The organism is Serratia sp. LS-1, from assembly GCF_003719595.1.
GTDB classification, from domain to species: Bacteria; Pseudomonadota; Gammaproteobacteria; order Enterobacterales; family Enterobacteriaceae; genus Serratia; species Serratia ureilytica.
Genome location: NZ_CP033504.1, coordinates 4,026,864 through 4,048,316 on the forward strand (window position 1 = coordinate 4,026,864; position 21,453 = coordinate 4,048,316).

The 21,453-nt window shown below is 60.3% G+C and carries 12 protein-coding genes, 1 tRNA gene and 3 rRNA genes; 6 read left to right on the top strand and 10 right to left on the bottom strand.

The window, feature by feature from the left end; translation table 11 throughout:
• Positions 1–10 precede the first annotated feature (10 nt).
• A complete protein-coding gene (locus EDY99_RS19105; RefSeq protein ID WP_004936660.1) occupies positions 11–1,072 on the bottom strand; it encodes an ABC transporter substrate-binding protein in 1,062 nt (353 codons plus the stop codon).
• Positions 1,073–1,265: 193 nt separating this feature from the next.
• Here EDY99_RS19105 and EDY99_RS19110 point away from each other — a divergent pair, with 193 nt between their 5' ends.
• Complete coding sequence (locus tag EDY99_RS19110) at positions 1,266–1,976, top strand: UTRA domain-containing protein (RefSeq protein WP_089195243.1); 711 nt, start codon at positions 1,266–1,268, stop codon at positions 1,974–1,976.
• A 39-nt stretch (positions 1,977–2,015) separates the two neighbouring features.
• Here EDY99_RS19110 and metH read toward each other — a convergent pair whose 3' ends face one another.
• Positions 2,016–5,711 (bottom strand): methionine synthase, encoded by a 3,696-nt coding sequence (gene metH, locus EDY99_RS19115; protein WP_123062000.1) that lies wholly within the window; start codon positions 5,709–5,711, stop codon positions 2,016–2,018.
• 196 nt (positions 5,712–5,907) lie between these two features.
• On the opposite strand from metH, the gene iclR reads away from it, so the two are divergent.
• From iclR to EDY99_RS19140, 5 genes are all read left to right on the top strand, one after another.
• Positions 5,908–6,738: a glyoxylate bypass operon transcriptional repressor IclR gene (gene iclR / locus EDY99_RS19120; protein WP_004936648.1), complete on the top strand. Its 831-nt coding sequence runs from the start codon at positions 5,908–5,910 to the stop codon at positions 6,736–6,738.
• Positions 6,739–6,990: 252 nt separating this feature from the next.
• Complete coding sequence (gntK, locus tag EDY99_RS19125) at positions 6,991–7,530, top strand: gluconokinase (protein WP_123062001.1); 540 nt, start codon at positions 6,991–6,993, stop codon at positions 7,528–7,530.
• On the top strand, positions 7,527–8,864 hold the full coding sequence (gene gntU / locus EDY99_RS19130) for a gluconate transporter (RefSeq protein ID WP_060660865.1): 1,338 nt from the start codon (positions 7,527–7,529) through the stop codon (positions 8,862–8,864). The genes gntK and gntU overlap by 4 nt, the downstream gene beginning before the upstream one ends.
• A gap of 98 nt (positions 8,865–8,962) precedes the next feature.
• Positions 8,963–10,777 carry a phosphogluconate dehydratase gene (edd, locus tag EDY99_RS19135; protein WP_123062002.1) on the top strand — a complete coding sequence of 605 codons (1,815 nt, stop codon included), beginning with the start codon at positions 8,963–8,965 and terminating at the stop codon, positions 10,775–10,777.
• 54 nt (positions 10,778–10,831) lie between these two features.
• Complete coding sequence (locus tag EDY99_RS19140; protein WP_025304481.1) at positions 10,832–11,473, top strand: bifunctional 4-hydroxy-2-oxoglutarate aldolase/2-dehydro-3-deoxy-phosphogluconate aldolase; 642 nt, start codon at positions 10,832–10,834, stop codon at positions 11,471–11,473.
• Position 11,474: 1 nt separating this feature from the next.
• Here the strand turns inward: EDY99_RS19140 and aceK are convergent, their stop codons facing one another.
• The 8 genes from aceK to EDY99_RS19185 all read right to left on the bottom strand — a co-directional run bounded on the left by aceK (position 11,475) and on the right by EDY99_RS19185 (position 21,380).
• Positions 11,475–13,229: a bifunctional isocitrate dehydrogenase kinase/phosphatase gene (gene aceK / locus EDY99_RS19145; protein WP_060660186.1), complete on the bottom strand. Its 1,755-nt coding sequence runs from the start codon at positions 13,227–13,229 to the stop codon at positions 11,475–11,477.
• A gap of 69 nt (positions 13,230–13,298) precedes the next feature.
• Complete coding sequence (aceA, locus tag EDY99_RS19150) at positions 13,299–14,606, bottom strand: isocitrate lyase (RefSeq protein WP_033639246.1); 1,308 nt, start codon at positions 14,604–14,606, stop codon at positions 13,299–13,301.
• 41 nt (positions 14,607–14,647) lie between these two features.
• Positions 14,648–16,246, bottom strand: a complete 1,599-nt coding sequence (aceB, locus tag EDY99_RS19155; RefSeq protein ID WP_060660185.1) for a malate synthase A — start codon at positions 16,244–16,246, stop codon at positions 14,648–14,650.
• A gap of 373 nt (positions 16,247–16,619) precedes the next feature.
• Entirely contained in the window at positions 16,620–17,549 is a 930-nt protein-coding gene (metA, locus tag EDY99_RS19160) for a homoserine O-succinyltransferase (protein WP_033644374.1), read from the bottom strand.
• Positions 17,550–17,930: 381 nt separating this feature from the next.
• Positions 17,931–18,046 (bottom strand): 5S ribosomal RNA (rrf, locus tag EDY99_RS19170).
• Positions 18,047–18,091: 45 nt separating this feature from the next.
• Positions 18,092–18,167: transfer RNA gene (locus EDY99_RS19175), tRNA-Thr, on the bottom strand.
• Between the two features lie 14 nt (positions 18,168–18,181).
• Positions 18,182–18,297: ribosomal RNA gene (rrf, locus tag EDY99_RS19180) — 5S ribosomal RNA — on the bottom strand.
• Positions 18,298–18,472: 175 nt separating this feature from the next.
• Positions 18,473–21,380: ribosomal RNA gene (locus EDY99_RS19185) — 23S ribosomal RNA — on the bottom strand.
• Between the last annotated feature and the right edge of the window lie 73 nt (positions 21,381–21,453).

Genomic DNA, 21,453 nt, shown 5'->3' on the forward strand with positions numbered 1-21,453 from the left:
GTGCGTTAACTCACTGCTGCATAAACATAATGACGTTTTCCTGCCACAGGCGCGGCAGCGCTTTGGCGCTCTGTTCCCAGGCCGCCGGATCGGCGATCGGGTGCGCATTCTTGTACTGCTCGGCCGGCAGCAGCTTGGCCTTGACGTCGTCCGGCAGCGTCAGATGTTCGGCGCGGATCGGGCGGGCATAGCCGCGCGCCAGGTTGATCTGGCCGGCGTCGGAGAAGATGTATTCGCGCGCCAGCTTGGCGGCGTTCGGGTGCTTGGCGTATTTATTGATGATGGTGGTGTAGCCGGAGGTGATCGAGCCGTCCGACGGGATCAGCACTTCAAAACGGGTTTTGTCGATCTGATCGCGGTAGTTCAGGCCGTTGAAGTCCCACACCACGCCAACCTGCACTTCCCCTTTCTCCAGTGATGCGATCACCGGGTTACTCAGGCTCAGGCGGCCGGCCTTGGCCAGCTTGCCGAAGAATTCCAAGCCCGGCTTGAGGTTTTTCTCGTTGCCGCCCATGGCGTAGGTGGCCGCCAGCACGCCGCTGGCCGCCTGCGACGCGGTGCCGACGTCGCCGATGGTGACCTGATAGCTGCCCTTGAGCAGATCGGCCCAGCTGTGCGGGATGTCTTTCACCTGCTGCTTGTTGATGATGAAGGCGATGGTGCCGGTGTAAGCCAGCGCCCAGTGGCCGTCTTTGTCTTTCGCCCAGTCCGGCACCTGATCCCAGGTAGAGGGTTTGTAGGGCTGCGTTACGCCCTTCTGCACCGCCACCGGGCCGAAGGCCGCGCCGACGTCACCGATGTCCGCCGTAGCGTTGTTCTTTTCCGCATCGAATTTGGCGATCTCCTGTGCGGAGCTCATGTCGGTATCGACATGCTTCAGGCCGTATTTGCTCAACAGATCTTGCCAGGTGCCTTTCCAGTTGGCCCAGCTGTCCGGCATGCCGACGCTGTTGACTTCGCCTTCTTTTTTAGCGGCCTGCTCCAGCGCCGCCAGATCGGTATCTGCGGCCCAGCTCATCTGGCTGGATAACACGATGGCACTGGTTAACACAGAAGCGCACAAACGTTTCATAACTGATGCTCCAGGTGGTAGTGTGGGGATGGCTGGACTAGTCCAGCAAGGACCAAACCAATCTAACGGACGAATGTGATAATTATATGTCAGCTTAAAAAAGCGACAGTTTTATCACCCATTGCAACGGCGAAAACGCGACGCTGGTCTACCTTAAGGAAGGCCAAACGCACTGAAACGGGACACCCGCTGTATGAGTGAAGTACCGACGACCGTCGCCACCATCTGCCAAACGCTGAACGCCCGCATCACCGCGGGCGAGTTTGCCGTAGGCGGCAAGCTGCCCTCCGAACGCGCCCTGAGCGAACAGTTCGCCACCACCCGCATTACCTTGCAGGAGGCGCTAGGCCAGCTGGAGGCGCAGGGCGTCATCTACCGTCAGGTGCGGCGCGGCTGGTTCATCTCGCCTCCACGTCTTATCTACAACCCGCTGCAGCGCAGCCATTTTCACGCCATGGCGCAGCAACAGGGACGCGCCGCCCATACCGAAGCGATCGACAGCGCGGTCGTCACGCTTGACGCGCCGCTGGCCGGCCGCCTGGCGCTGCTCCCCGGCGCCGAGGCCTATCGCATTCGCCGGCTGCGCTACATCGACGGACGCGCGGTGCTGTACTGCGAGCACTACCTCAATCCGGCCTATTTCCCCGGCATTCTGGACGAAGATCTCACCCAGTCGCTGACCGCGCTGTACGCCGCGCGCTACGGCATTCACTACGGCCGGGTGCGTTTCGACATGCTGCCCACCCTGCTGCCGCAGCAGGCCGCCGTCATGCTGAAGGTGACCTACGGCAGCCCGGCGCTGTTCATTACGCGGGTGAATCGCGATCAGCACGACAGGGTGATCGATTGCGACCTGGAGTATTGGCGGTACGACGCGCTGCACATCGATGTGGAAGCGCTGTAAATGGACAAGGGCGCATCGCTGCGCCCTTAAAGAGGAAAGTCAGTCGGCGTCGTAGCCGAGATTTGGCGCCAGCCAGCGCTCGACCTCGCTCACGCTCATCCCTTTACGCGCCGCGTAGTCTTCCACCTGATCGCGCTGGATCTGCGCCACCGCGAAGTACTTGCTCTCGGGGTGACTGAAGTACCAGCCGGATACCGCCGCCCCCGGCCACATGGCGAAGGACTCCGTCAGTTCCATACCGGTGTGGCGGTTGACGTCCAACAGCTGCCAGATGGTCGCTTTTTCGGTGTGCTCCGGGCAGGCCGGGTAGCCCGGCGCCGGCCGGATGCCCTGATAGTTTTCCCGGATCAGCTCCTCGTTGCTCAGGCTCTCGTCGGCGGCATAGCCCCAGTGCAGCTTGCGCACCTGTTCGTGCAGGTATTCGGCGAAGGCCTCCGCCAAACGATCCGCCAGCGCCTTGACCATGATTTTGTTGTAATCGTCGTGCTGCGCGTCGTACGCCGCCGCCAGCGCGTCTTCCTCCAGCCCGCCGGTCACCGCGAAGGCGCCGAAGTAGTCGGCTTTGCCGCTGCTTTTCGGCGCCACAAAGTCCGCCAGGCAGTAGTTCGGGAAGTCGGTTTTTTCCGTCTGTTGCCGCAGGTGGCGGCTCACCGCCAGCACCTCGTCACGCCGTTCGTCGCGGTATACCTCCACGTCATCGCCGACGCGGTTGGCCGGGAACAGGCCGTAAACGCCGCGTGGGTTGAGGCTACGCTCGGCGGCCAACCGATCCAGCATCTGATTGGCGTCATGGAACAGGCGCTTGGCCTCTTCCCCCACCACCTCATCCTCGAGGATGCGTGGGTATTTGCCCGCCAGCGACCAGGTCATGAAGAACGGCGTCCAGTCGATATAGTGGCGCAGCGTCTCGATGCCGGCCGACACCGGAAACACGCCAAGCTGCCGCGGCGCCGGCGGCTGATAGTCGGCCCAGTTCAGCGCCATGGCGTTGGCGCGCGCCTTGTGCAAATCGACCGGCGGCGTGCGCGGCTTTTTGCGCGCGTGTTGAATACGCACCGTTTCATACTCTTTGCGGGTGCGCGCCACAAACTCGTCGCGCTGGGTGGCGGACAGCAGCGCCGACACCACGCCCACGGTGCGCGAGGCGTTTTGCACGTAGGTGGTCGGGCCGCTGTAGTTCTGCTCGATTTTCACCGCGGTGTGCGCCTTGGAGGTGGTGGCGCCGCCGATCAGCAGCGGCAGCGTAAAGCCCTGGCGCTCCATCTCTTTGGCCACGTTGACCATCTCGTCCAGCGACGGCGTGATCAGCCCCGACAGGCCGATGATGTCGACGTTCTCCTCGCGCGCGGTGCGCAGGATTTTCTCCGTCGGCACCATCACGCCAAGATCGACGATTTCATAGTTGTTGCACTGCAGCACCACGCCGACGATGTTCTTGCCGATGTCGTGCACGTCGCCTTTCACCGTCGCCAACAGGATTTTGCCCGCGGAGGTGCCCTGCTGCTTGCTGGCCTCGATGTACGGTTCCAGGTAGGCCACCGCCTGCTTCATCACGCGGGCGGATTTCACCACCTGCGGCAGGAACATCTTGCCCTCGCCGAACAGATCGCCGACCACGTTCATCCCGGCCATCAGCGGCCCTTCGATCACTTCGATCGGGCGTTCGGCCTGCTGCCGCGCTTCTTCGGTGTCCAGTTCGATAAACTCGGTGATGCCCTTCACCAGCGAGTATTCCAGCCGCTTCTCCACCGGCCAGCCGCGCCATTCCGCCTGCTGCACCGCCGCTTCGCCGTCTTTGCTGCCGCGGTACTTTTCCGCCAGTTCCAGCAGGCGTTCGGTGCCGTCCTCGCGACGGTTGAGGATCACGTCTTCTACTGCCTCGCGCAGCTCGCCAGGCAGATCGTCGTAAATCGCCAGCTGCCCGGCGTTGACGATGCCCATGTCCATGCCGTTGCGAATGGCGTGATACAGGAATACCGCGTGGATCGCTTCACGCACCGGATCGTTGCCGCGGAACGAGAACGACACGTTGGACACCCCGCCGGAGATCATCGCGTGCGGCAGGTGGGTTTTGATGTCGGCGCAGGCTTCGATAAAGTCGACGGCGTAGTTGTTGTGCTCGTCGATGCCGGTGGCGACGGCGAAGATATTCGGATCGAAAATGATGTCTTCCGGCGGGAAACCGACGCGTTCGGTCAGAATTTTATAGGCGCGGCGACAGATCTCGAACTTGCGCTCGCGGGTGTCCGCCTGGCCCACTTCGTCGAACGCCATCACCACCACCGCGGCGCCATAGCGGCGCACCAGCCTGGCGTGGTGGATAAAGGCCTCTTCGCCCTCCTTCATTGAGATCGAGTTGACGATGCCCTTGCCCTGAATGCATTTCAGGCCTTTCTCGATAACGGACCACTTGGAGGAGTCGATCATGATCGGCACCCGGGCGATATCCGGCTCGCCGGCGATCAGGTTGAGGAAGCGCACCATCGCCGCTTCGGCGTCGAGCATCCCCTCGTCCATGTTGATGTCGATGATCTGCGCGCCGCTCTCGACCTGCTGACGCGCCACGTCGAGCGCCTCATTGTATTTCTCTTCTTTGATCAATCGTTTGAAACGCGCCGAGCCGGTGACGTTGGTGCGCTCGCCGACGTTGACGAACAGGGTGTTGCCGTCGATGGTCAACGGTTCCAGACCGGCCAGGCGGCAGGCGACCGGGATATCCGGCAGCCGGCGCGGCGGCACGCCCTCGACCGCCTTGGCCATCGCGGCGATATGTTCCGGCGTGGTGCCGCAGCAGCCGCCGATAATATTGAGGAAGCCGGCCTGCGCCCACTCCCCGACCTGGCGCGCCATCTCGGCCGCATCCAGATCGTACTCGCCGAAGGCGTTCGGCAAACCGGCGTTCGGGTGTGCGGTGACGTAGGTCTCCGAGATGCGCGCCAGCTCCGCGACGTACTGACGCAGCTCATCCGGCCCCAGGGCGCAGTTCAGGCCGAAGGTCAGCGGCTTGACGTGGCGCAGCGAATTGTAAAACGCTTCGGTGGTCTGGCCGGACAGGGTGCGGCCGGAGGCGTCGGTGATGGTGCCGGAAATCATGATCGGCAGTTCCACCCCCAGCGCTTCGAATTCGGTTTCCACCGCAAAAGCGGCGGCCTTGGCGTTGAGGGTGTCGAAGATGGTTTCGATCATGATCAGATCGACGCCGCCTTCCACCAGCGCGCGGGTCGATTCGCGGTAAGCCGCCACCAGTTCATCGAACGAGATGTTGCGGAACGCCGGATCGTTGACGTTCGGCGAGATGGACGCGGTGCGGTTGGTCGGCCCCAACACCCCGGCGACGTAGCGCGGTTTTTCCGGCGTGCGCGCCGTCCATTCGTCGGCGCAGGCGCGCGCCAGGCAGGCGGCCTGATAGTTAATCTCGGCCGACAGCGACTCCATGTGGTAGTCGGCCATGGCGATGGAGGTGGAGTTGAAGGTATTGGTCTCAAGGATATCGGCGCCCGCCTCGAGATAGGCGTAATGAATGGCGGTAATCACTTCCGGCTTGGTCAGCACCAGCAGATCGTTATTGCCTTTCAGATCGCTGCGCCAATCGGCGAAACGCTCACCGCGGAAATCGCGCTCGTCCAGGCGATAGCTCTGGATCATGGTGCCCATGCCGCCGTCCAACACCAAAATGCGCTGCGCTAACTGGCGGCGCAGTTGTTCTACTCGATTCGTCACTGTAACCCCTTCCATTGCCATCCAGCCCATTGCTCAACTGCCGCAAAAACCAACGAGTCATCCTAGCACAGCTTGTAAGGACAAAGGGCCAGGCGACAATTGAGAGTTTTTCAGGTTGTGCGCCAACACCTCCGATGAGCTGACGGCGGCTTGCAATTCATCGACAAAAAACGAAAATGAATTCCATCATACGGAAAAAGGAATCTCACCCATGGCCACCCCTGCTCCCGCCAAGCGCGGCAAGAAGCCCCGCGCAGCAGCCCCCGCCGCCAGTGCGGCGACCGGTCAGGTACAATCGTTGACCCGTGGCCTGAAACTGTTGGAATACATTTCGGAAGCCCAGGGCAACGTGGCGCTGACCGATCTGGCCCAGCAGGCCGGCCTGCCGAACTCCACCACTCACCGCCTGCTCACCACCATGCAGCAGCAGGGATTCGTGCGCCAGGTCGGCGATCTCGGCCTGTGGACCATCGGCTCGCACGCCTTTGTGGTCGGCAGCAGCTTCCTGCAAAGCCGCAACCTGCTGGCGATGGTGCATCCGACGCTGCGCCGCCTGATGGAGGAATCCGGCGAAACCGTCAACCTGGCGGTGCTGGATACCAGCGAGTACCAGGCGATCATCATCGATCAGGTGCAGTGCACGGCGCTGATGCGCATGTCGGCGCCGATCGGCGGCAAACTGCCGATGCACGCCTCCGGTGCCGGCAAAGCGTTCCTCGCCACCCTGCCGGACGATCAGGTGACCAAACTGCTGCACAAGAAAGGCATGCACACCTACACGCCGCATACCCTGACGCCGCACAACTTGAAAGAGGGGCTGGCGCAGATCCGCAAACAGGGCTTCTCCTTTGACGACGAAGAGCACGCGCTCGGCCTGCGCTGCGTGGCGGCCTGCATCTTCGACGAGCACCGCGAAGCCTTCGCCGCCATTTCCATCTCCGGCCCGGTGTCGCGCATCACCGACGATCGTGTGATCGAGCTGGGCGCGCTGGTGATCCACGCGGCGAAAGAGATCAGCCTGGCCTACGGCGGCGTGCGCTAATCCTGCTCATCCGAGGGGCGCCCCAGTGCGCCCCTGCTCCCCTGCCACGCTCTGTTGTCAGCATGTAACAGGCTGTCGGCATCCTGTTTAGCGCACAGGAAAAAAGCTTGAAGCCGATCACAGTTAACGATCCTCACGGCGAAAGCCCATTGCAACCGCTCAAACTTCCTTCGACAATGTTACCGATAACATGTTACCGGTAACAATCAAGCTGAATGAAGGTAACGTCACCCGGTGTTTTGGAGCCAAGCCATGACCAACAATCAAAATCGCATTTACGTCGTTATGGGCGTTTCCGGCAGCGGCAAGTCCGCCGTCGCCGCCGCCGCGGCCCGCCAACTCTCCGCCGGCTTCCTCGACGGCGACTTCCTGCACCCGCGCAGCAACATCCTGAAGATGGCCGCCGGCGAAGCGTTGAACGACGACGATCGCGCGCCGTGGCTGGCCGCGCTCAACGACGCCGCCTTCGCCATGCAGCGCACCAACAACGTGTCGATCATCGTCTGTTCGGCGTTGAAAAAGCAGTATCGCGACCGCCTGCGCGCCGGCAACGGCAACCTGTCATTCATCTATCTGCACGGCGAGTTCCCGGTGATCGAATCCCGCCTGGCGGCGCGCAACGGCCACTTCTTCAAGCCGCAGATGCTGGTCACCCAGTTCGCCGCGCTGGAGCAACCGGGCGCCGACGAGAACGACGTGATGGCGATCGACATCAATCAGCCGCTGGACGCGGTGATCGCCGATACCGTGCGCCATATCCATAGCTTCCTGCCGCAGGACGTGTGCGCGTGAGTACCGTAACGCTGGTCGGTACCGCAGTCGGCTCGGTTTTACTGCTGTTATTCCTGGTGATGAAGGCGCGCATGCACGCCTTCGTCGCGCTGATGCTGGTGTCCATCGCCGCCGGCATTTTCTCCGGCATGCCGCTGGAACACATCGCCGACACCATGCAGAAAGGCATGGGCGACACGCTGGGCTTCCTGGCGATCGTGGTGGCGCTCGGGGCGATGTTCGGCAAGATCCTGCATGAGGTCGGCGCGCTCGACCAAATTGCGGCGCAATTGCTGAAACGATTCGGACAAAGCAAGGCGCACTACGCGCTCGGCATCGCCGGGCTGATCTGCGCACTGCCGCTGTTCTTCGACGTGGCGGTGGTGCTGCTGATCGGCATCGTGTTCGCCGTGGCGCGCCGCACCGACGGCAATATCGTCAAGCTGGCGATCCCGCTGTTCGCCGGCGTGGCCGCCGCCGCCTCCTTCCTGCTGCCGGGGCCGGTGCCGATGCTGCTGGCGTCGCAGATGAAGGCCGATTTCGGCTGGATGATCGCCATCGGCCTGGTGGCGGCGGTGATCGGCATGCTGATCGCCGGCCCGCTGTACGGCAGCTTTATCAGCCGTTTCGTCAACTGGCCGATGCCGCCGGAAGAGAATGAGCCGACGCTGGCCAAGGGCAATCTGCCGTCGTTCGGCTTCAGCCTGGCGCTGGTGCTGTGCCCGCTGGTGCTGGTCGGCATGAAAACCATCGGCGCGCGGCTGGTCACCCCCGGCTCGCAGCTGCAGCAGTGGCTGGAGTTTATCGGCCACCCGTTCACCGCCATCCTGCTGGCCTGCCTGATCGTGATTTACGGTCTGGCGAAGCCGCGCGGCATGAGCAACGAACAGACCCTGGCCATCTGTTCCGCTGCGGTGCAGCCGGCCGGGATCATCCTGCTGATGACCGGCGCCGGCGGGGTGTTCAAGCAGATCCTGGTGGATTCCGGCGTAGGGCCGGCGTTGGGTGACGCCATGATCGGCGCCGGCCTGCCGATCGCCGTGGCCGCCTTCGCGCTGTCCGCCATGGTGCGGGTGATTCAGGGCTCGGCCACCGTCGCCTGCCTGACCACCGTCGGTCTGGTGCTGCCGGTCACCAGTCAGCTCGGTCTGAACGGCGGGCAACTGGCCGCGCTGGCCATCTGCATCGCCGGCGGCTCCATCGTGCTGAGCCACGTCAACGACGCCGGCTTCTGGCTGTTCGGCAAATTCACCGGCGCCAACGAACTGCAAACGCTGAAAACCTGGACGGTGATGGAAACCATTCTGGGCAGCGTCGGCGGCGCCATCGGCATGATTGCATTCACGATGTTTTAAATCCTAAATCGCCCCCGGCCTTGCACACCAGGGCTGCAAATCACCCCCGGGGGCACCGCCACAGGCGGCGACTATAACAACAGCAATGTGAGGAAGGCATGATTAATCCAACCTTGTCCCGTGTCACACAGCGCATCATCGACCGTTCCCAGGCCAGCCGCGCCGCCTATCTGGCGCGTATCGAGGCGGCCCGCTCCCAAACCGTCCACCGCGCGCAGCTCGCCTGCGGCAACCTGGCCCACGGCTTCGCCGCCTGTCAGCCCGATGACAAGGCGTCGCTGAAAAACATGGTGCGCAGCGATATCGCCATCATCACCGCTTACAATGACATGCTGTCGGCCCACCAGCCGTACGAACACTACCCGCAGCGGCTGAAGCAGGCGCTGAAGGCGGTCGGCGCCGTGGGCCAGGTGGCCGGCGGCGTGCCGGCGATGTGCGACGGGGTGACGCAGGGGCAGGACGGCATGGAGCTGTCGCTGATGAGCCGCGACGTGATCGCCATGTCGGCCGCCGTTGGCCTGTCGCACAATATGTTCGACGGCGCGCTGTTCCTCGGCATCTGCGACAAGATCGTGCCGGGGCTGGTGATGGCCGCCCTCTCCTTCGGCCACCTGCCCGCGCTGTTCGTGCCGGCCGGCCCGATGAGCAGCGGCCTGCCGAACAAGGAAAAAGTGCGCGTGCGCCAGCTGTACGCCGAGGGCAAGGCCGACCGTTTGGCGCTGCTGGAGGCCGAGGCGGCCTCTTATCACGGCATCGGCACCTGCACCTTCTACGGCACCGCCAACACCAACCAGATGGTGATGGAAGTGATGGGTCTGCATCTGCCGGGCGCCTCCTTCGTCCATCCGGACACGCCGCTGCGCGACGCGCTGAACGACGCCGCCGCGCGCCAGGTGACCCGACTGACCGATACCGCCGGCAACTACCTGCCGATCGGCCGCCTGGTGGACGAGAAAGTGGTGGTGAACGGCATCGTCTCGCTGCTGGCCACCGGCGGCTCCACCAACCTGACCATGCATCTGGTGGCGATGGCGCGGGCGGCGGGCATCATCATCACCTGGGACGATTTCTCGGAGCTGTCGGAGGCGGTGCCGCTGCTGTGCCGCATCTACCCGAACGGCCCGGCCGACATCAACCAATTCCAGGCCGCCGGCGGCGTGCCGCTGGTGGTGCGCGAGCTGCTGCAACACGGCCTGCTGCACGAAGACGTACACACCGTGGCCGGTTTCGGCCTGCGCCGCTACACCCAGGAACCGTGGCTGGACAACGGCCAATTGGTATGGCGCGAAGGCGTGGCCGGCTCGCTCGACGCCAGCGTGATCGCCAGCGTGGCCCAGCCGTTCGAACATCACGGCGGCACCAAAGTGATGGCCGGCAATCTGGGCCGCGCGGTGATGAAAACCTCGGCGGTGCCCGCCGATAACCAGATCATCGAAGCGCCGGCGGTGGTGTTCGACAGCCAGCACGATATTGTGCCGGCGTTCGAAGCCGGCAAGCTGGATCGCGATTGCGTGGTGGTGGTGCGCTTCCAGGGGCCGCAGGCCAACGGCATGCCGGAGCTGCACAAGCTGATGCCGCCGCTGGGCGTGTTGATGGATCGCGGCTTCAAAGTGGCGCTGGTGACCGACGGCCGCCTGTCCGGCGCCTCCGGCAAGGTGCCTTCCGCCATTCACGTCACCCCGGAAGCCTATACCGACGGCCTGCTGGCGAAAGTGCGCGACGGCGATCCGATCCGCGTCAACGGCCGCAGCGGCGAGCTGCAGGTGCTGGTCGACGCTGACGAGTTGGCGCGGCGCACGCCTCGCCAACCCGATCTGAGCGCCGAACACATCGGCTGCGGCCGCGAGCTGTTCGGCGCGCTGCGCAGCCAGCTGTCAGGCGCCGAGCAGGGCGCCTGCTGCATCAAATTTTAATCGATAGCCTGGCCGCATCGCCGCCTGGCGGCGGCCACAGAGGAGAACGTCAGCATGAACAAGTGGACAACAAGCGCCGAGCAGATCCTGACGGCGGGGCCGGTGGTGCCGGTCATCGTGATCAACAAGCTGGAACATGCGGTGCCGCTGGCGAAAGCGCTGGTCGCCGGCGGCGTGCGGGTGCTGGAGGTGACGCTGCGCACCGCCTGCGCCATGGACGCCATTCGCGCCATCGCCCAAGAGGTGCCGGAAGCGATCATCGGCGCCGGTACGGTGATCAATCCGCAGCAGCTGCGGGAAGTGACCGAGGCCGGCGCGCAGTTCGCCATCAGCCCGGGGCTGACCGACGAGCTGCTCAAAGCCGCCACCGCCGGTTCCATTCCCCTTATACCGGGCATCAGCACCGTTTCCGAGCTGATGCAGGGCATGGATTACGGCCTGCGCGAATTTAAATTCTTCCCGGCGGAAGCCAACGGCGGCGTAAAAGCGCTGCAGGCGATCGGCGGCCCATTCCCGCAGGTGCGTTTCTGCCCGACCGGCGGCATCTCGCCGGACAATTACCGCAGCTATCTGGCGCTGAAAAGCGTGCTGTGCATCGGCGGCTCCTGGCTGGTGCCGGCGGACGCGCTCGAAAGCGGCGACTACGCGCGCATTACCGAACTGGCGCGCGCCGCCGTCGCGGGCGCCCAGGCCTGATTTACATCGCAGCGGTGGCGGCCGGCAGCGCCGCCCCGCTGCGCTGGCTGAACCGCTGCTTCTTGCGATAAGCGAACACGTCTTCCACATGCCCCTCGCGGATGCGCTGCTGCAACCCGCGCCAATACTCCGCGGTAAACAGATCGCTGTGCAACTCTTCAAACACCTGCCGAATGCGCCGATCGCCGCACAGGAAGTGGCGGAACTCTTCCGGGAACACATCGTTGGGCGCGATGCTGTACCACGGCTCGCTGGCCAGCTCGTCCTCCGGATAACGCGGCGGTGGAATGTCGCGGAAGTTGACCTCGGTCATGTAGCAAATCTCGTCGTAGTCGTAGAACACCACACGCCCGTGGCGCGTCACGCCGAAGTTCTTGAACAGCATATCGCCGGGGAAAATATTGGCGGCGGCCAACTGCTTGATCGCATTGCCGTACTCTTCAATCGCATCGCGCATTTGCTGGTCGTTGGCCTGCTCCAGATACAGGTTCAGCGGCGTCATGCGCCGTTCCATATACAGATGTTTGATCACGATGCGATCGCCGAGATCTTCCAGCTTGCCCGGCACTTCACGCCGCAGCTCCGCCAATAGCTCAGGGCTGAGACGCGCCTTGTCGACGACGAAATTTTCGTACTCCTGAGTATCCGCCATGCGCCCGACGCGATCGTGCTCTTTCACCAGCTGATAGCAAGCCATCACCTGCGCCTGCGTCACCTCTTTCTGCGGGGCGAACTCATCCTTGATCACTTTAAACACCCGATCGAAGGACGGCAGGGTGAACACCAGCATCACCATGCCTTTCACGCCCGGCGCGATGATGAACTGTTCCTGTGAGTGCGCCATAAAGGTCAGGTATTCGCGATAGCATTCGGTTTTGCCGTGTTTTTGGCAGCCGATCGCCATGTACAGCTCGGCGGTGGTCTTGCCCGGCAGGATCTCGCGCAGCCACTCCACCATCGCCGCCGGCAGCGGTGCGTAGACCATGAAATAAGAGCGGGCGAAACCGAAGACGATGCTGGCCTCGGCCTTGCCGGTCAGGCAGGCGTCGATAAACAGCGCGCCCGATTCGCTGTGGTGAATCGGCAACAGGAACGGGTAAACGCCGTCGGCCAGGCGCAACTTGCCGACCAGCCAGGCGGCCTTGTTGCGATAGAACAGCTCGTTGGCGATCTGGAAGGTCGCCCCCGTCAGTTGCTGTGGGCTGAAGGCGCGTTGCAGCGCCTGAATGATGTAGCGAATGTCGCGTGTCAGATCCTCCCACGGCAACCGCAGCGGCAGATCGCTCAAGATGCTGCGCAGCATCGCCGGCAGATCGCCATTGGGGGTAAAATCGCGCGCCAGCGGACGCGGAATGTCGCGAAAACGCCGTTCCGGCTGCGAACTGAAGACGAACAGCTTGTCCGGCGTCAGATCGCGATGCTTGAACAACCGGCAATAGACCGAGTTGAAGAAGCTTTCGGCGATCTCAAAACGCGGGTAGTCCGGCAGCAGGTCGATATAGACCGCTTTGACCCGGCTGGGGAAGTCGGCGTCGAAATATTTCTGCCCGGTGATGCATTTAAGCTGCTCCACCACCAGACCGACGTGATGGTCGTACAGATGGATGCGCTTTTTCATCGCCTGCTGCACCGCCGGCCAGTCCGCCTGCTCAAAGCGCTGCTGCGCGCCGGCGGTCACTTCCAGAAAGCGGCCGTACTGCGCATCGAAGCCCTGCAGGATCGTCTGTGCGATCAACAACTCCAGTTTTGCCGCCATCCTTACCCCCGCCAGAAAAAGAAGCCTGCGCATGCAGGCTCCGGGTGAAACGTCTTCAAGCTTGCCGCATCAGAACTGCTGTTCTTCCGTCGAACCGGTCAGCGCGGTGACCGAAGAGGCGCCGCCCTGAATGATGGTGGTGACCTTGTCGAAGTAACCGGTGCCCACCTCTTGCTGGTGCGACGCGAAGGTGTAACCGCGCTCCACCGCGGCGAACTCCGCCTGCTGCACCTTCTCGACGTAGTGTTTCATCCCTTCGCCCTGCGCATAGGCGTGCGCCAGGTCGAACATGTTGAACCACATGCTGTGGATGCCCGCCAGCGTGATGAACTGATACTTGTAGCCCATGTCCGACAGCGCCTGCTGGAAGCGGGCGATGGTCTGGTCGTCGAGGTTCTTCTTCCAGTTGAACGACGGCGAGCAGTTGTAGGCCAGCAGCTTGCCTGGGTATTTGGCGTGGATGGCGTCGGCGAAGCGCTGGGCGGCATCCAGATCCGGCGTTGAGGTTTCGCACCACACCATATCGGCGTAAGGGGCATAAGCCAGACCGCGGCTGATCGCCTGCTCGACGCCGGCATGGGTACGGAAGAAGCCTTCCGCCGTACGCTCGCCGGTGACGAAGGCGCTGTCATACGGATCGCAGTCAGAGGTCAGCAGGTCGGCCGCATCGGCGTCGGTACGGGCGATCACCAGCGTCGGCACGCCGAGCACGTCGGCCGCCAGGCGCGCGGCGACCAGTTTCTGGATCGCTTCTTGCGTCGGCACCAGCACTTTGCCGCCCATATGGCCGCATTTCTTCACCGCCGCCAGCTGATCTTCGAAGTGCACCCCGGCGGCCCCGGCGGTAATCATCGCTTTCATCAGCTCAAAGGCGTTCAATACGCCGCCGAAGCCGGCTTCCGCATCAGCGACGATCGGCAGGAAATAATCGGTGTACCCTTTGCTGCCCGGCTCAATCTGGTTCGCCCATTGGATCTGATCGGCGCGGCGGAAGGTGTTGTTGATGCGCTCGACCACCTTCGGCACCGAGTCCACCGGATACAGCGATTGGTCAGGGTACATGGCGGCCGCGCTGTTGGCGTCGGCCGCCACCTGCCAACCGGACAAGTAGATGGCCTCGACGCCGGCTTTGGCCTGCTGCAGCGCCTGGCCGCCGGTCAGCGCGCCCAGGCAGTTCACGTAGCCTTTGCGCGCCTTGCCATTCAGTAACGCCCACAGTTTGGCGGCGCCGTTTTGCGCCAGGGTGCATTCCGGGTTGACCGAACCGCGCAGATTGATCACGTCTTCAGCGCTGTAAGGGCGGGTAATGCCTTCCCAACGGGCCGATTTCCATTCCTGTTCCAGCTGCTGGATCTGTTGAGAGCGAGAGGTAGACATAATTTTTATCCTTTCAGTCATGTAGGGTTGATTGGGAAAGTTCAGGCCAGCAGCTCATAGCCGGGCAACGTCAGGAAATCGATTAATTCATCTTGCGTGGTGATGCGCTCCATCAGGCGCGCCGCCTCTTCGAACCGGCCGGCGTTAAAGCGCGCTTCCCCTACTTCTTCACGCACCACCAACATCTCTTCTTGCAACATCTGGCGGAACAGCGCCTTGGTGACCGGGCGCCCGTCGTTCAGGCTCTTCTCGTGGTGGATCCACTGCCAGATAGACGTACGGGAGATCTCCGCCGTCGCCGCATCTTCCATCAAACCGTAAATCGGCACGCAGCCGTTGCCGGAGATCCAGGCTTCGATGTACTGCACCGCCACGCGGATATTGGCGCGCATCCCCGCTTCGGTGCGTTCGCCGTCGCACGGTTCCAGCAGTTGCGCGGCGCTGATCGGCGCATCCTGCTCACGCAGCACGTCCAGCTGGTTTTGACGATCGCCCAATGCGTTGCCGAACACCTCCATCACCGTGTCCGCCAAGCCCGGGTGCGCCACCCAGGTGCCGTCGTGGCCATTGTTGGCCTCCAGCTCTTTGTCCGCCCGCACCTTATTCAGCACCCAGGCGTTTTTCTCGGCGTCTTTGCTCGGGATAAACGCCGCCATGCCGCCCATGGCGAACGCGCCGCGCTTATGACAGGTTTTGATCAACAGGCGCGAATAGGCGCTGAGGAAAGGTTTTTCCATGGTTACCGACTGACGATCCGGCAGCACGCGATCGCCATGGTTCTTCAGCGTTTTGATGTAGCTGAAGATGTAATCCCAGCGGCCGCAGTTCAGACCGACGATGTGATCGCGCAGGTGATACAAGATCTCGTCCATCTGGAACACCGCCGGCAGAGTTTCGATCAGCACGGTCGCCTTGATGGTGCCGCGCGGCAGATCGAAACGATCCTCGGTAAAGCTGAAGACATCGCTCCACCAGGCAGCTTCCTCCCAGGACTGGGTTTTCGGCAGGTAGAAATACGGGCCGCTGCCCTTGGCCAGCAGCTGGCGATAGTTGTGGTAGAAGTACAGCGCGAAATCGAACAGGCCGCCGGGAATGGCCTCATCACGCCACAGCACGTGCTTCTCCGGCAGATGCAGACCGCGTACGCGAGCGATCAATACCGCCGGGTTCGGTTTCAGCTGGTAGATTTTGCCGGCTTCATTGGTGTAGGAAATGGTGCCGTTAACCGCATCGTGCAGGTTGATTTGACCGTCGATGACTTTGTCCCAGCTTGGCGCCAGCGAGTCTTCGAAGTCCGCCATAAACACTTTTACGTTGGCGTTCAACGCATTGATCACCATCTTGCGCTCGACCGGCCCGGTGATCTCTACCCGGCGATCGCGCAGGTCTTGCGGAATACCGCGGATCTGCCAATTGCCTTCACGAATGGAAGTAGTTTCCGAAATAAACCCAGGCAATTCGCCGCGATCGATATTTTGTTGCCAGCGGGCACGCGTCGCCAGCAGCTCGTTGCGCCGCGGCGTGAATTTCCCCACCAGGTCCGCCAGGAATTCAACCGCTTCATCCGTTAACACCTGGCGCTCCGCTGCGGCGAAACCCTGCGTAAACCTTAATTCCGTGCCTGCTATCTGTTGCGTCATGACCTTGCTCCTTCCCATCGTTGCGCCCGCGCGACCGGCGCATTTTCATCAGAAATCACTGTGGATCAGGGCGGATGAAACGATCCTAAACTGGTCAGATCTCATCCCGATAGCGTTAAGAATACCCAACAAAAAATAAAAATCAAAAACCATTTCCATTTTATTATTAAATATTTTATTAACACTTTATTATCAATTAGTTAGGATAAATAACACGGTCAACAGGTAAGGAAATCGGTTCCAATAGAATTACAAAGACGGACTAACGCGTTGTTAGGCAATGGTTTTTGGGAGAATTGACGGGTAAAAAGAGGATCGTGCAGAGGATGAGCAGTGCGGCGGCCTCGATTCAGCCGCCGGCAGGCAGAAAAGATCAGTCGAGAGTCGGATTCATATGGCGCAGATCGTAAGGCGTGATCTGGTAGACGTAATAATTGAGCCAATTGGAAAACAGCAGGTGGCCATGGCTGCGCCAGGTGGCTTTCGGTGTCAGTGCGGGGTTGTCATCGGGGAAGTAGTTGAGCGGTACGGCAGGATCGAGGCCAGCTTCGTTGTCGCGACAATACTCTCCCGCCAGCGTCATTGTATCGTATTCCGGATGGCCGGTGACGAACGCCAGGCGCTTATCCCTGCTGGCGAACAGGTAGGCGCCGGCCTGCTCGGATTCGGCCAGGATGTCCAGGTCGGTATATTGGCGAATCACCTCGGTCGGGAAATCGGCATAGCGTGAATGCGGCGCCAGGAAGCTTTCGTCGAAGCCGCGCGTCAGCAACGCATGCTGCTGCAGCGTTTGGTGCGGATAAACCCCGGAGAGTTTCACCTCGCGCGTCATCTTGGGAATGCCGTACAGAATATTCAACGCCGCCTGTACCGCCCAGCACACGAACAGCGTGGAGGTAACGTGGTTCTTAGCCCAGTCGATCACACGCTCGATCTGCGGCCAGTAGGCAACATCGCAGAAATCGACCAGCCCCAGCGGCGCGCCGGTGACGATCAGGCCATCGAAGTTCTCGTTCTGAATATCCTCGAAGTCGCAGTAGAAGTTGTTCAGATGCTCGGCCGGCGTGTTCTTCGATTCGCGGCTGTCGATGCGCAGCAGCTGGATATCAATCTGCAGCGGCGAGTTGGACAGCAGGCGCAAAAACTGGTTTTCCGTTTCGATCTTCTTTGGCATCAGGTTGAGGATCAGCACTTTCAGCGGCCTGATTTCCTGTGTTTTTGCCCGCGAGGATGTCATCACGAAGACATTCTCACCGCGCAAGAAATTGACCGCAGGTAACTCATCAGGAACACGAATCGGCATTGCTTAACCCTCACACATCCATTTATACGTTTAGACTTCTAGATGCCCGAAGATAGCGTTTTTTTCCGTCGATGTCGAGCGTTCAGCGGAAAGGTGAAAATGTTTCATTGCGCGAGCTGCGTCAGGATCTTGGCAGGGAGGATGAGAGGTACTGAAAGCAAAAAGGCCATCCTTTCGGATGGCCTCTTGGCTTATTTGATGCTTGGCAGTGTCCTACAGTATTCGTCTCATCCTGAGACTCTCCCCTGCGGGGCCGCCGCAAGCGGCGTTAAGGCCCGTTCCCGACGGGCCTTTCGCATGCCCATGCTCGAGCAGAACGCCAGATAACAGACAAAACAAAAAGCCCCATGCTTTCGCATGAGGCTTGTTGTTTTATTTGATGCTTGGCAGTGTCCTACTCTCGCATGGGGAGACCCCACACTACCATCGGCGCTACGGCGTTTCACTTCTGAGTTCGGCATGGGGTCAGGTGGGACCACCGCGCTATTGCCGCCAAGCAAATTCTTTTTTCTGCCGAACTTCTAAACCCACTTTAAATAAAGTGGTGCTGATACCCAGAGTCGAACTGGGGACCTCACCCTTACCAAGGGTGCGCTCTACCAACTGAGCCATATCAGCACGCTTAATTTGATGCCTGGCAGTGTCCTACTCTCGCATGGGGAGACCCCACACTACCATCGGCGCTACGGCGTTTCACTTCTGAGTTCGGCATGGGGTCAGGTGGGACCACCGCGCTATTGCCGCCAGGCAAATTCTGTTTCATTCCAACCGCCTCACTTCCGTGAAGCCATCAGAACCAATCTTGGAACGTCGCTGAAAATTATTCGTATCATCCTGATACTCACCCCTTCGGGGCCAACGCTCCGCGTTGTTCAAAATCGTTCCCGACGATTTTGTCTCTCTAAAAACACCTTCGGTGTTGTAAGGTTAAGCCTCACGGATCATTAGTACTGGTTAGCTCAATGCATCGCTGCACTTACACACCCAGCCTATCAACGTCTTAGTCTTAAACGTTCCTTCAGGGGCCTTRAAGGCCCAGGGAAGACTCATCTTGAGGCAAGTTTCGCGCTTAGATGCTTTCAGCGCTTATCTTTTCCGCACTTAGCTACCGGGCAATGCCATTGGCATGACAACCCGAACACCAGTGGTGCGTTCACTCCGGTCCTCTCGTACTAGGAGCAACCCCTCTCAATCTTCCAACGCCCACGGCAGATAGGGACCGAACTGTCTCACGACGTTCTAAACCCAGCTCGCGTACCACTTTAAATGGCGAACAGCCATACCCTTGGGACCTACTTCAGCCCCAGGATGTGATGAGCCGACATCGAGGTGCCAAACACCGCCGTCGATATGAACTCTTGGGCGGTATCAGCCTGTTATCCCCGGAGTACCTTTTATCCGTTGAGCGATGGCCCTTCCATTCAGAACCACCGGATCACTAAGACCTACTTTCGTACCTGCTCGAGCCGTCACTCTCGCAGTCAAGCTAGCTTATGCCTTTGCACTAACCTCACGATGTCCGACCGTGATTAGCTAACCTTCGTGCTCCTCCGTTACTCTTTGGGAGGAGACCGCCCCAGTCAAACTACCCACCAGACACTGTCCTCACCCCAGATTATGGGGCCGAGTTAGAACATCAAACATTAAAGGGTGGTATTTCAAGGATGGCTCCACGCAGACTGGCGTCCACGCTTCAAAGCCTCCCACCTATCCTACACATCAAGGCTCAATGTTCAGTGTCAAGCTATAGTAAAGGTTCACGGGGTCTTTCCGTCTTGCCGCGGGTACACTGCATCTTCACAGCGAGTTCAATTTCACTGAGTCTCGGGTGGAGACAGCCTGGCCATCATTACGCCATTCGTGCAGGTCGGAACTTACCCGACAAGGAATTTCGCTACCTTAGGACCGTTATAGTTACGGCCGCCGTTTACTGGGGCTTCGATCAAGAGCTTCGCCTTGCGGCTGACCCCATCAATTAACCTTCCAGCACCGGGCAGGCGTCACACCGTATACGTCCACTTTCGTGTTTGCACAGTGCTGTGTTTTTATTAAACAGTTGCAGCCAGCTGGTATCTTCGACTGGCTTCAGCTCCATCCGCAAGGGACTTCACCTACATGCCAGCGTGCCTTCTCCCGAAGTTACGGCACCATTTTGCCTAGTTCCTTCACCCGAGTTCTCTCAAGCGCCTTGGTATTCTCTACCTGACCACCTGTGTCGGTTTGGGGTACGATTTAATGTTACCTGGAGCTTAGAGGATTTTCCTGGAAGCAGGGCATCAACTACTTCTGCACCGTAGTGCATCGTCATCACGCCTCAGGGTTAGTATGCAACCGGATTTACCAGGTCACACCCCCTACACGCTTAAACCGGGACAACCGTCGCCCGGCCAGCCTAGCCTTCTCCGTCCCCCCTTCGCAGTAACACCAAGTACAGGAATATTAACCTGTTTCCCATCGACTACGCTTTTCAGCCTCGCCTTAGGGGTCGACTCACCCTGCCCCGATTAACGTTGGACAGGAACCCTTGGTCTTCCGGCGAGCGGGCTTTTCACCCGCTTTATCGTTACTTATGTCAGCATTCGCACTTCTGATACCTCCAGCAACCCTCACAGGCCACCTTCAACGGCTTACAGAACGCTCCCCTACCCAACAACGCCTAAGCGTCGCTGCCGCAGCTTCGGTGCATGGTTTAGCCCCGTTACATCTTCCGCGCAGGCCGACTCGACCAGTGAGCTATTACGCTTTCTTTAAATGATGGCTGCTTCTAAGCCAACATCCTGGCTGTCTATGCCTTCCCACATCGTTTCCCACTTAACCATGACTTTGGGACCTTAGCTGGCGGTCTGGGTTGTTTCCCTCTTCACGACGGACGTTAGCACCCGCCGTGTGTCTCCCGTGATAACATTCTTCGGTATTCGGAGTTTGCATCGGTTTGGTAAGCCGGGATGGCCCCCTAGCCGAAACAGTGCTCTACCCCCGAAGATGAGTTCACGAGGCGCTACCTAAATAGCTTTCGGGGAGAACCAGCTATCTCCCGGTTTGATTGGCCTTTCACCCCCAGCCACAAGTCATCCGCTAATTTTTCAACATTAGTCGGTTCGGTCCTCCAGTTAGTGTTACCCAACCTTCAACCTGCCCATGGCTAGATCACCGGGTTTCGGGTCTATACCTTGCAACTAGTCGCCCAGTTAAGACTCGGTTTCCCTACGGCTCCCCTATACGGTTAACCTTGCTACAAAATATAAGTCGCTGACCCATTATACAAAAGGTACGCAGTCACACCACGAAGGTGCTCCCACTGCTTGTACGTACACGGTTTCAGGTTCTATTTCACTCCCCTCGCCGGGGTTCTTTTCGCCTTTCCCTCACGGTACTGGTTCACTATCGGTCAGTCAGGAGTATTTAGCCTTGGAGGATGGTCCCCCCATATTCAGACAGGATGTCACGTGTCCCGCCCTACTCATCGAACTCACGACCTGTGCATTTTAGTGTACGGGGCTATCACCCTTTGCTGCGCGACTTTCCAGACGCTTCCACTAACACACAAGCCGATTCAGGTTCTGGGCTCCTCCCCGTTCGCTCGCCGCTACTGGGGGAATCTCGGTTGATTTCTTTTCCTCGGGGTACTTAGATGTTTCAGTTCCCCCGGTTCGCCTCATGCCACTATGTATTCATGACATGATAGTGTGTCGAAACACACTGGGTTTCCCCATTCGGGTATCGCCGGTTATAACGGTTCATATCACCTTACCGACGCTTTTCGCAGATTAGCACGCCCTTCATCGCCTCTGACTGCCTAGGCATCCACCGTGTACGCTTAGTCACTTAACCTCACAACCCGAAGATGTTTCCATCGTTCGCGCTGCAAACATTTGAGAGACTCTATGACAGGTTACTCTTCATC

Bases quoted from the DNA above. Each gene is read 5' to 3' on its own strand.
- aceA (WP_033639246.1), bottom strand. From the start codon at position 14,606: ATGTCTACCTCTCGCTCTCAACAGATCCAGCAGCTGGAACAGGAATGG.
- gntK (WP_123062001.1), top strand. From the start codon at position 6,991: ATGACCAACAATCAAAATCGCATTTACGTCGTTATGGGCGTTTCCGGC.
- EDY99_RS19105 (WP_004936660.1), bottom strand. From the start codon at position 1,072: ATGAAACGTTTGTGCGCTTCTGTGTTAACCAGTGCCATCGTGTTATCC.
- edd (WP_123062002.1), top strand. From the start codon at position 8,963: ATGATTAATCCAACCTTGTCCCGTGTCACACAGCGCATCATCGACCGT.
- iclR (WP_004936648.1), top strand. From the start codon at position 5,908: ATGGCCACCCCTGCTCCCGCCAAGCGCGGCAAGAAGCCCCGCGCAGCA.
- EDY99_RS19140 (WP_025304481.1), top strand. From the start codon at position 10,832: ATGAACAAGTGGACAACAAGCGCCGAGCAGATCCTGACGGCGGGGCCG.
- metH (WP_123062000.1), bottom strand. From the start codon at position 5,711: ATGGAAGGGGTTACAGTGACGAATCGAGTAGAACAACTGCGCCGCCAG.
- aceK (WP_060660186.1), bottom strand. From the start codon at position 13,229: ATGGCGGCAAAACTGGAGTTGTTGATCGCACAGACGATCCTGCAGGGC.
- aceB (WP_060660185.1), bottom strand. From the start codon at position 16,246: ATGACGCAACAGATAGCAGGCACGGAATTAAGGTTTACGCAGGGTTTC.
- metA (WP_033644374.1), bottom strand. From the start codon at position 17,549: ATGCCGATTCGTGTTCCTGATGAGTTACCTGCGGTCAATTTCTTGCGC.
- EDY99_RS19110 (WP_089195243.1), top strand. From the start codon at position 1,266: ATGAGTGAAGTACCGACGACCGTCGCCACCATCTGCCAAACGCTGAAC.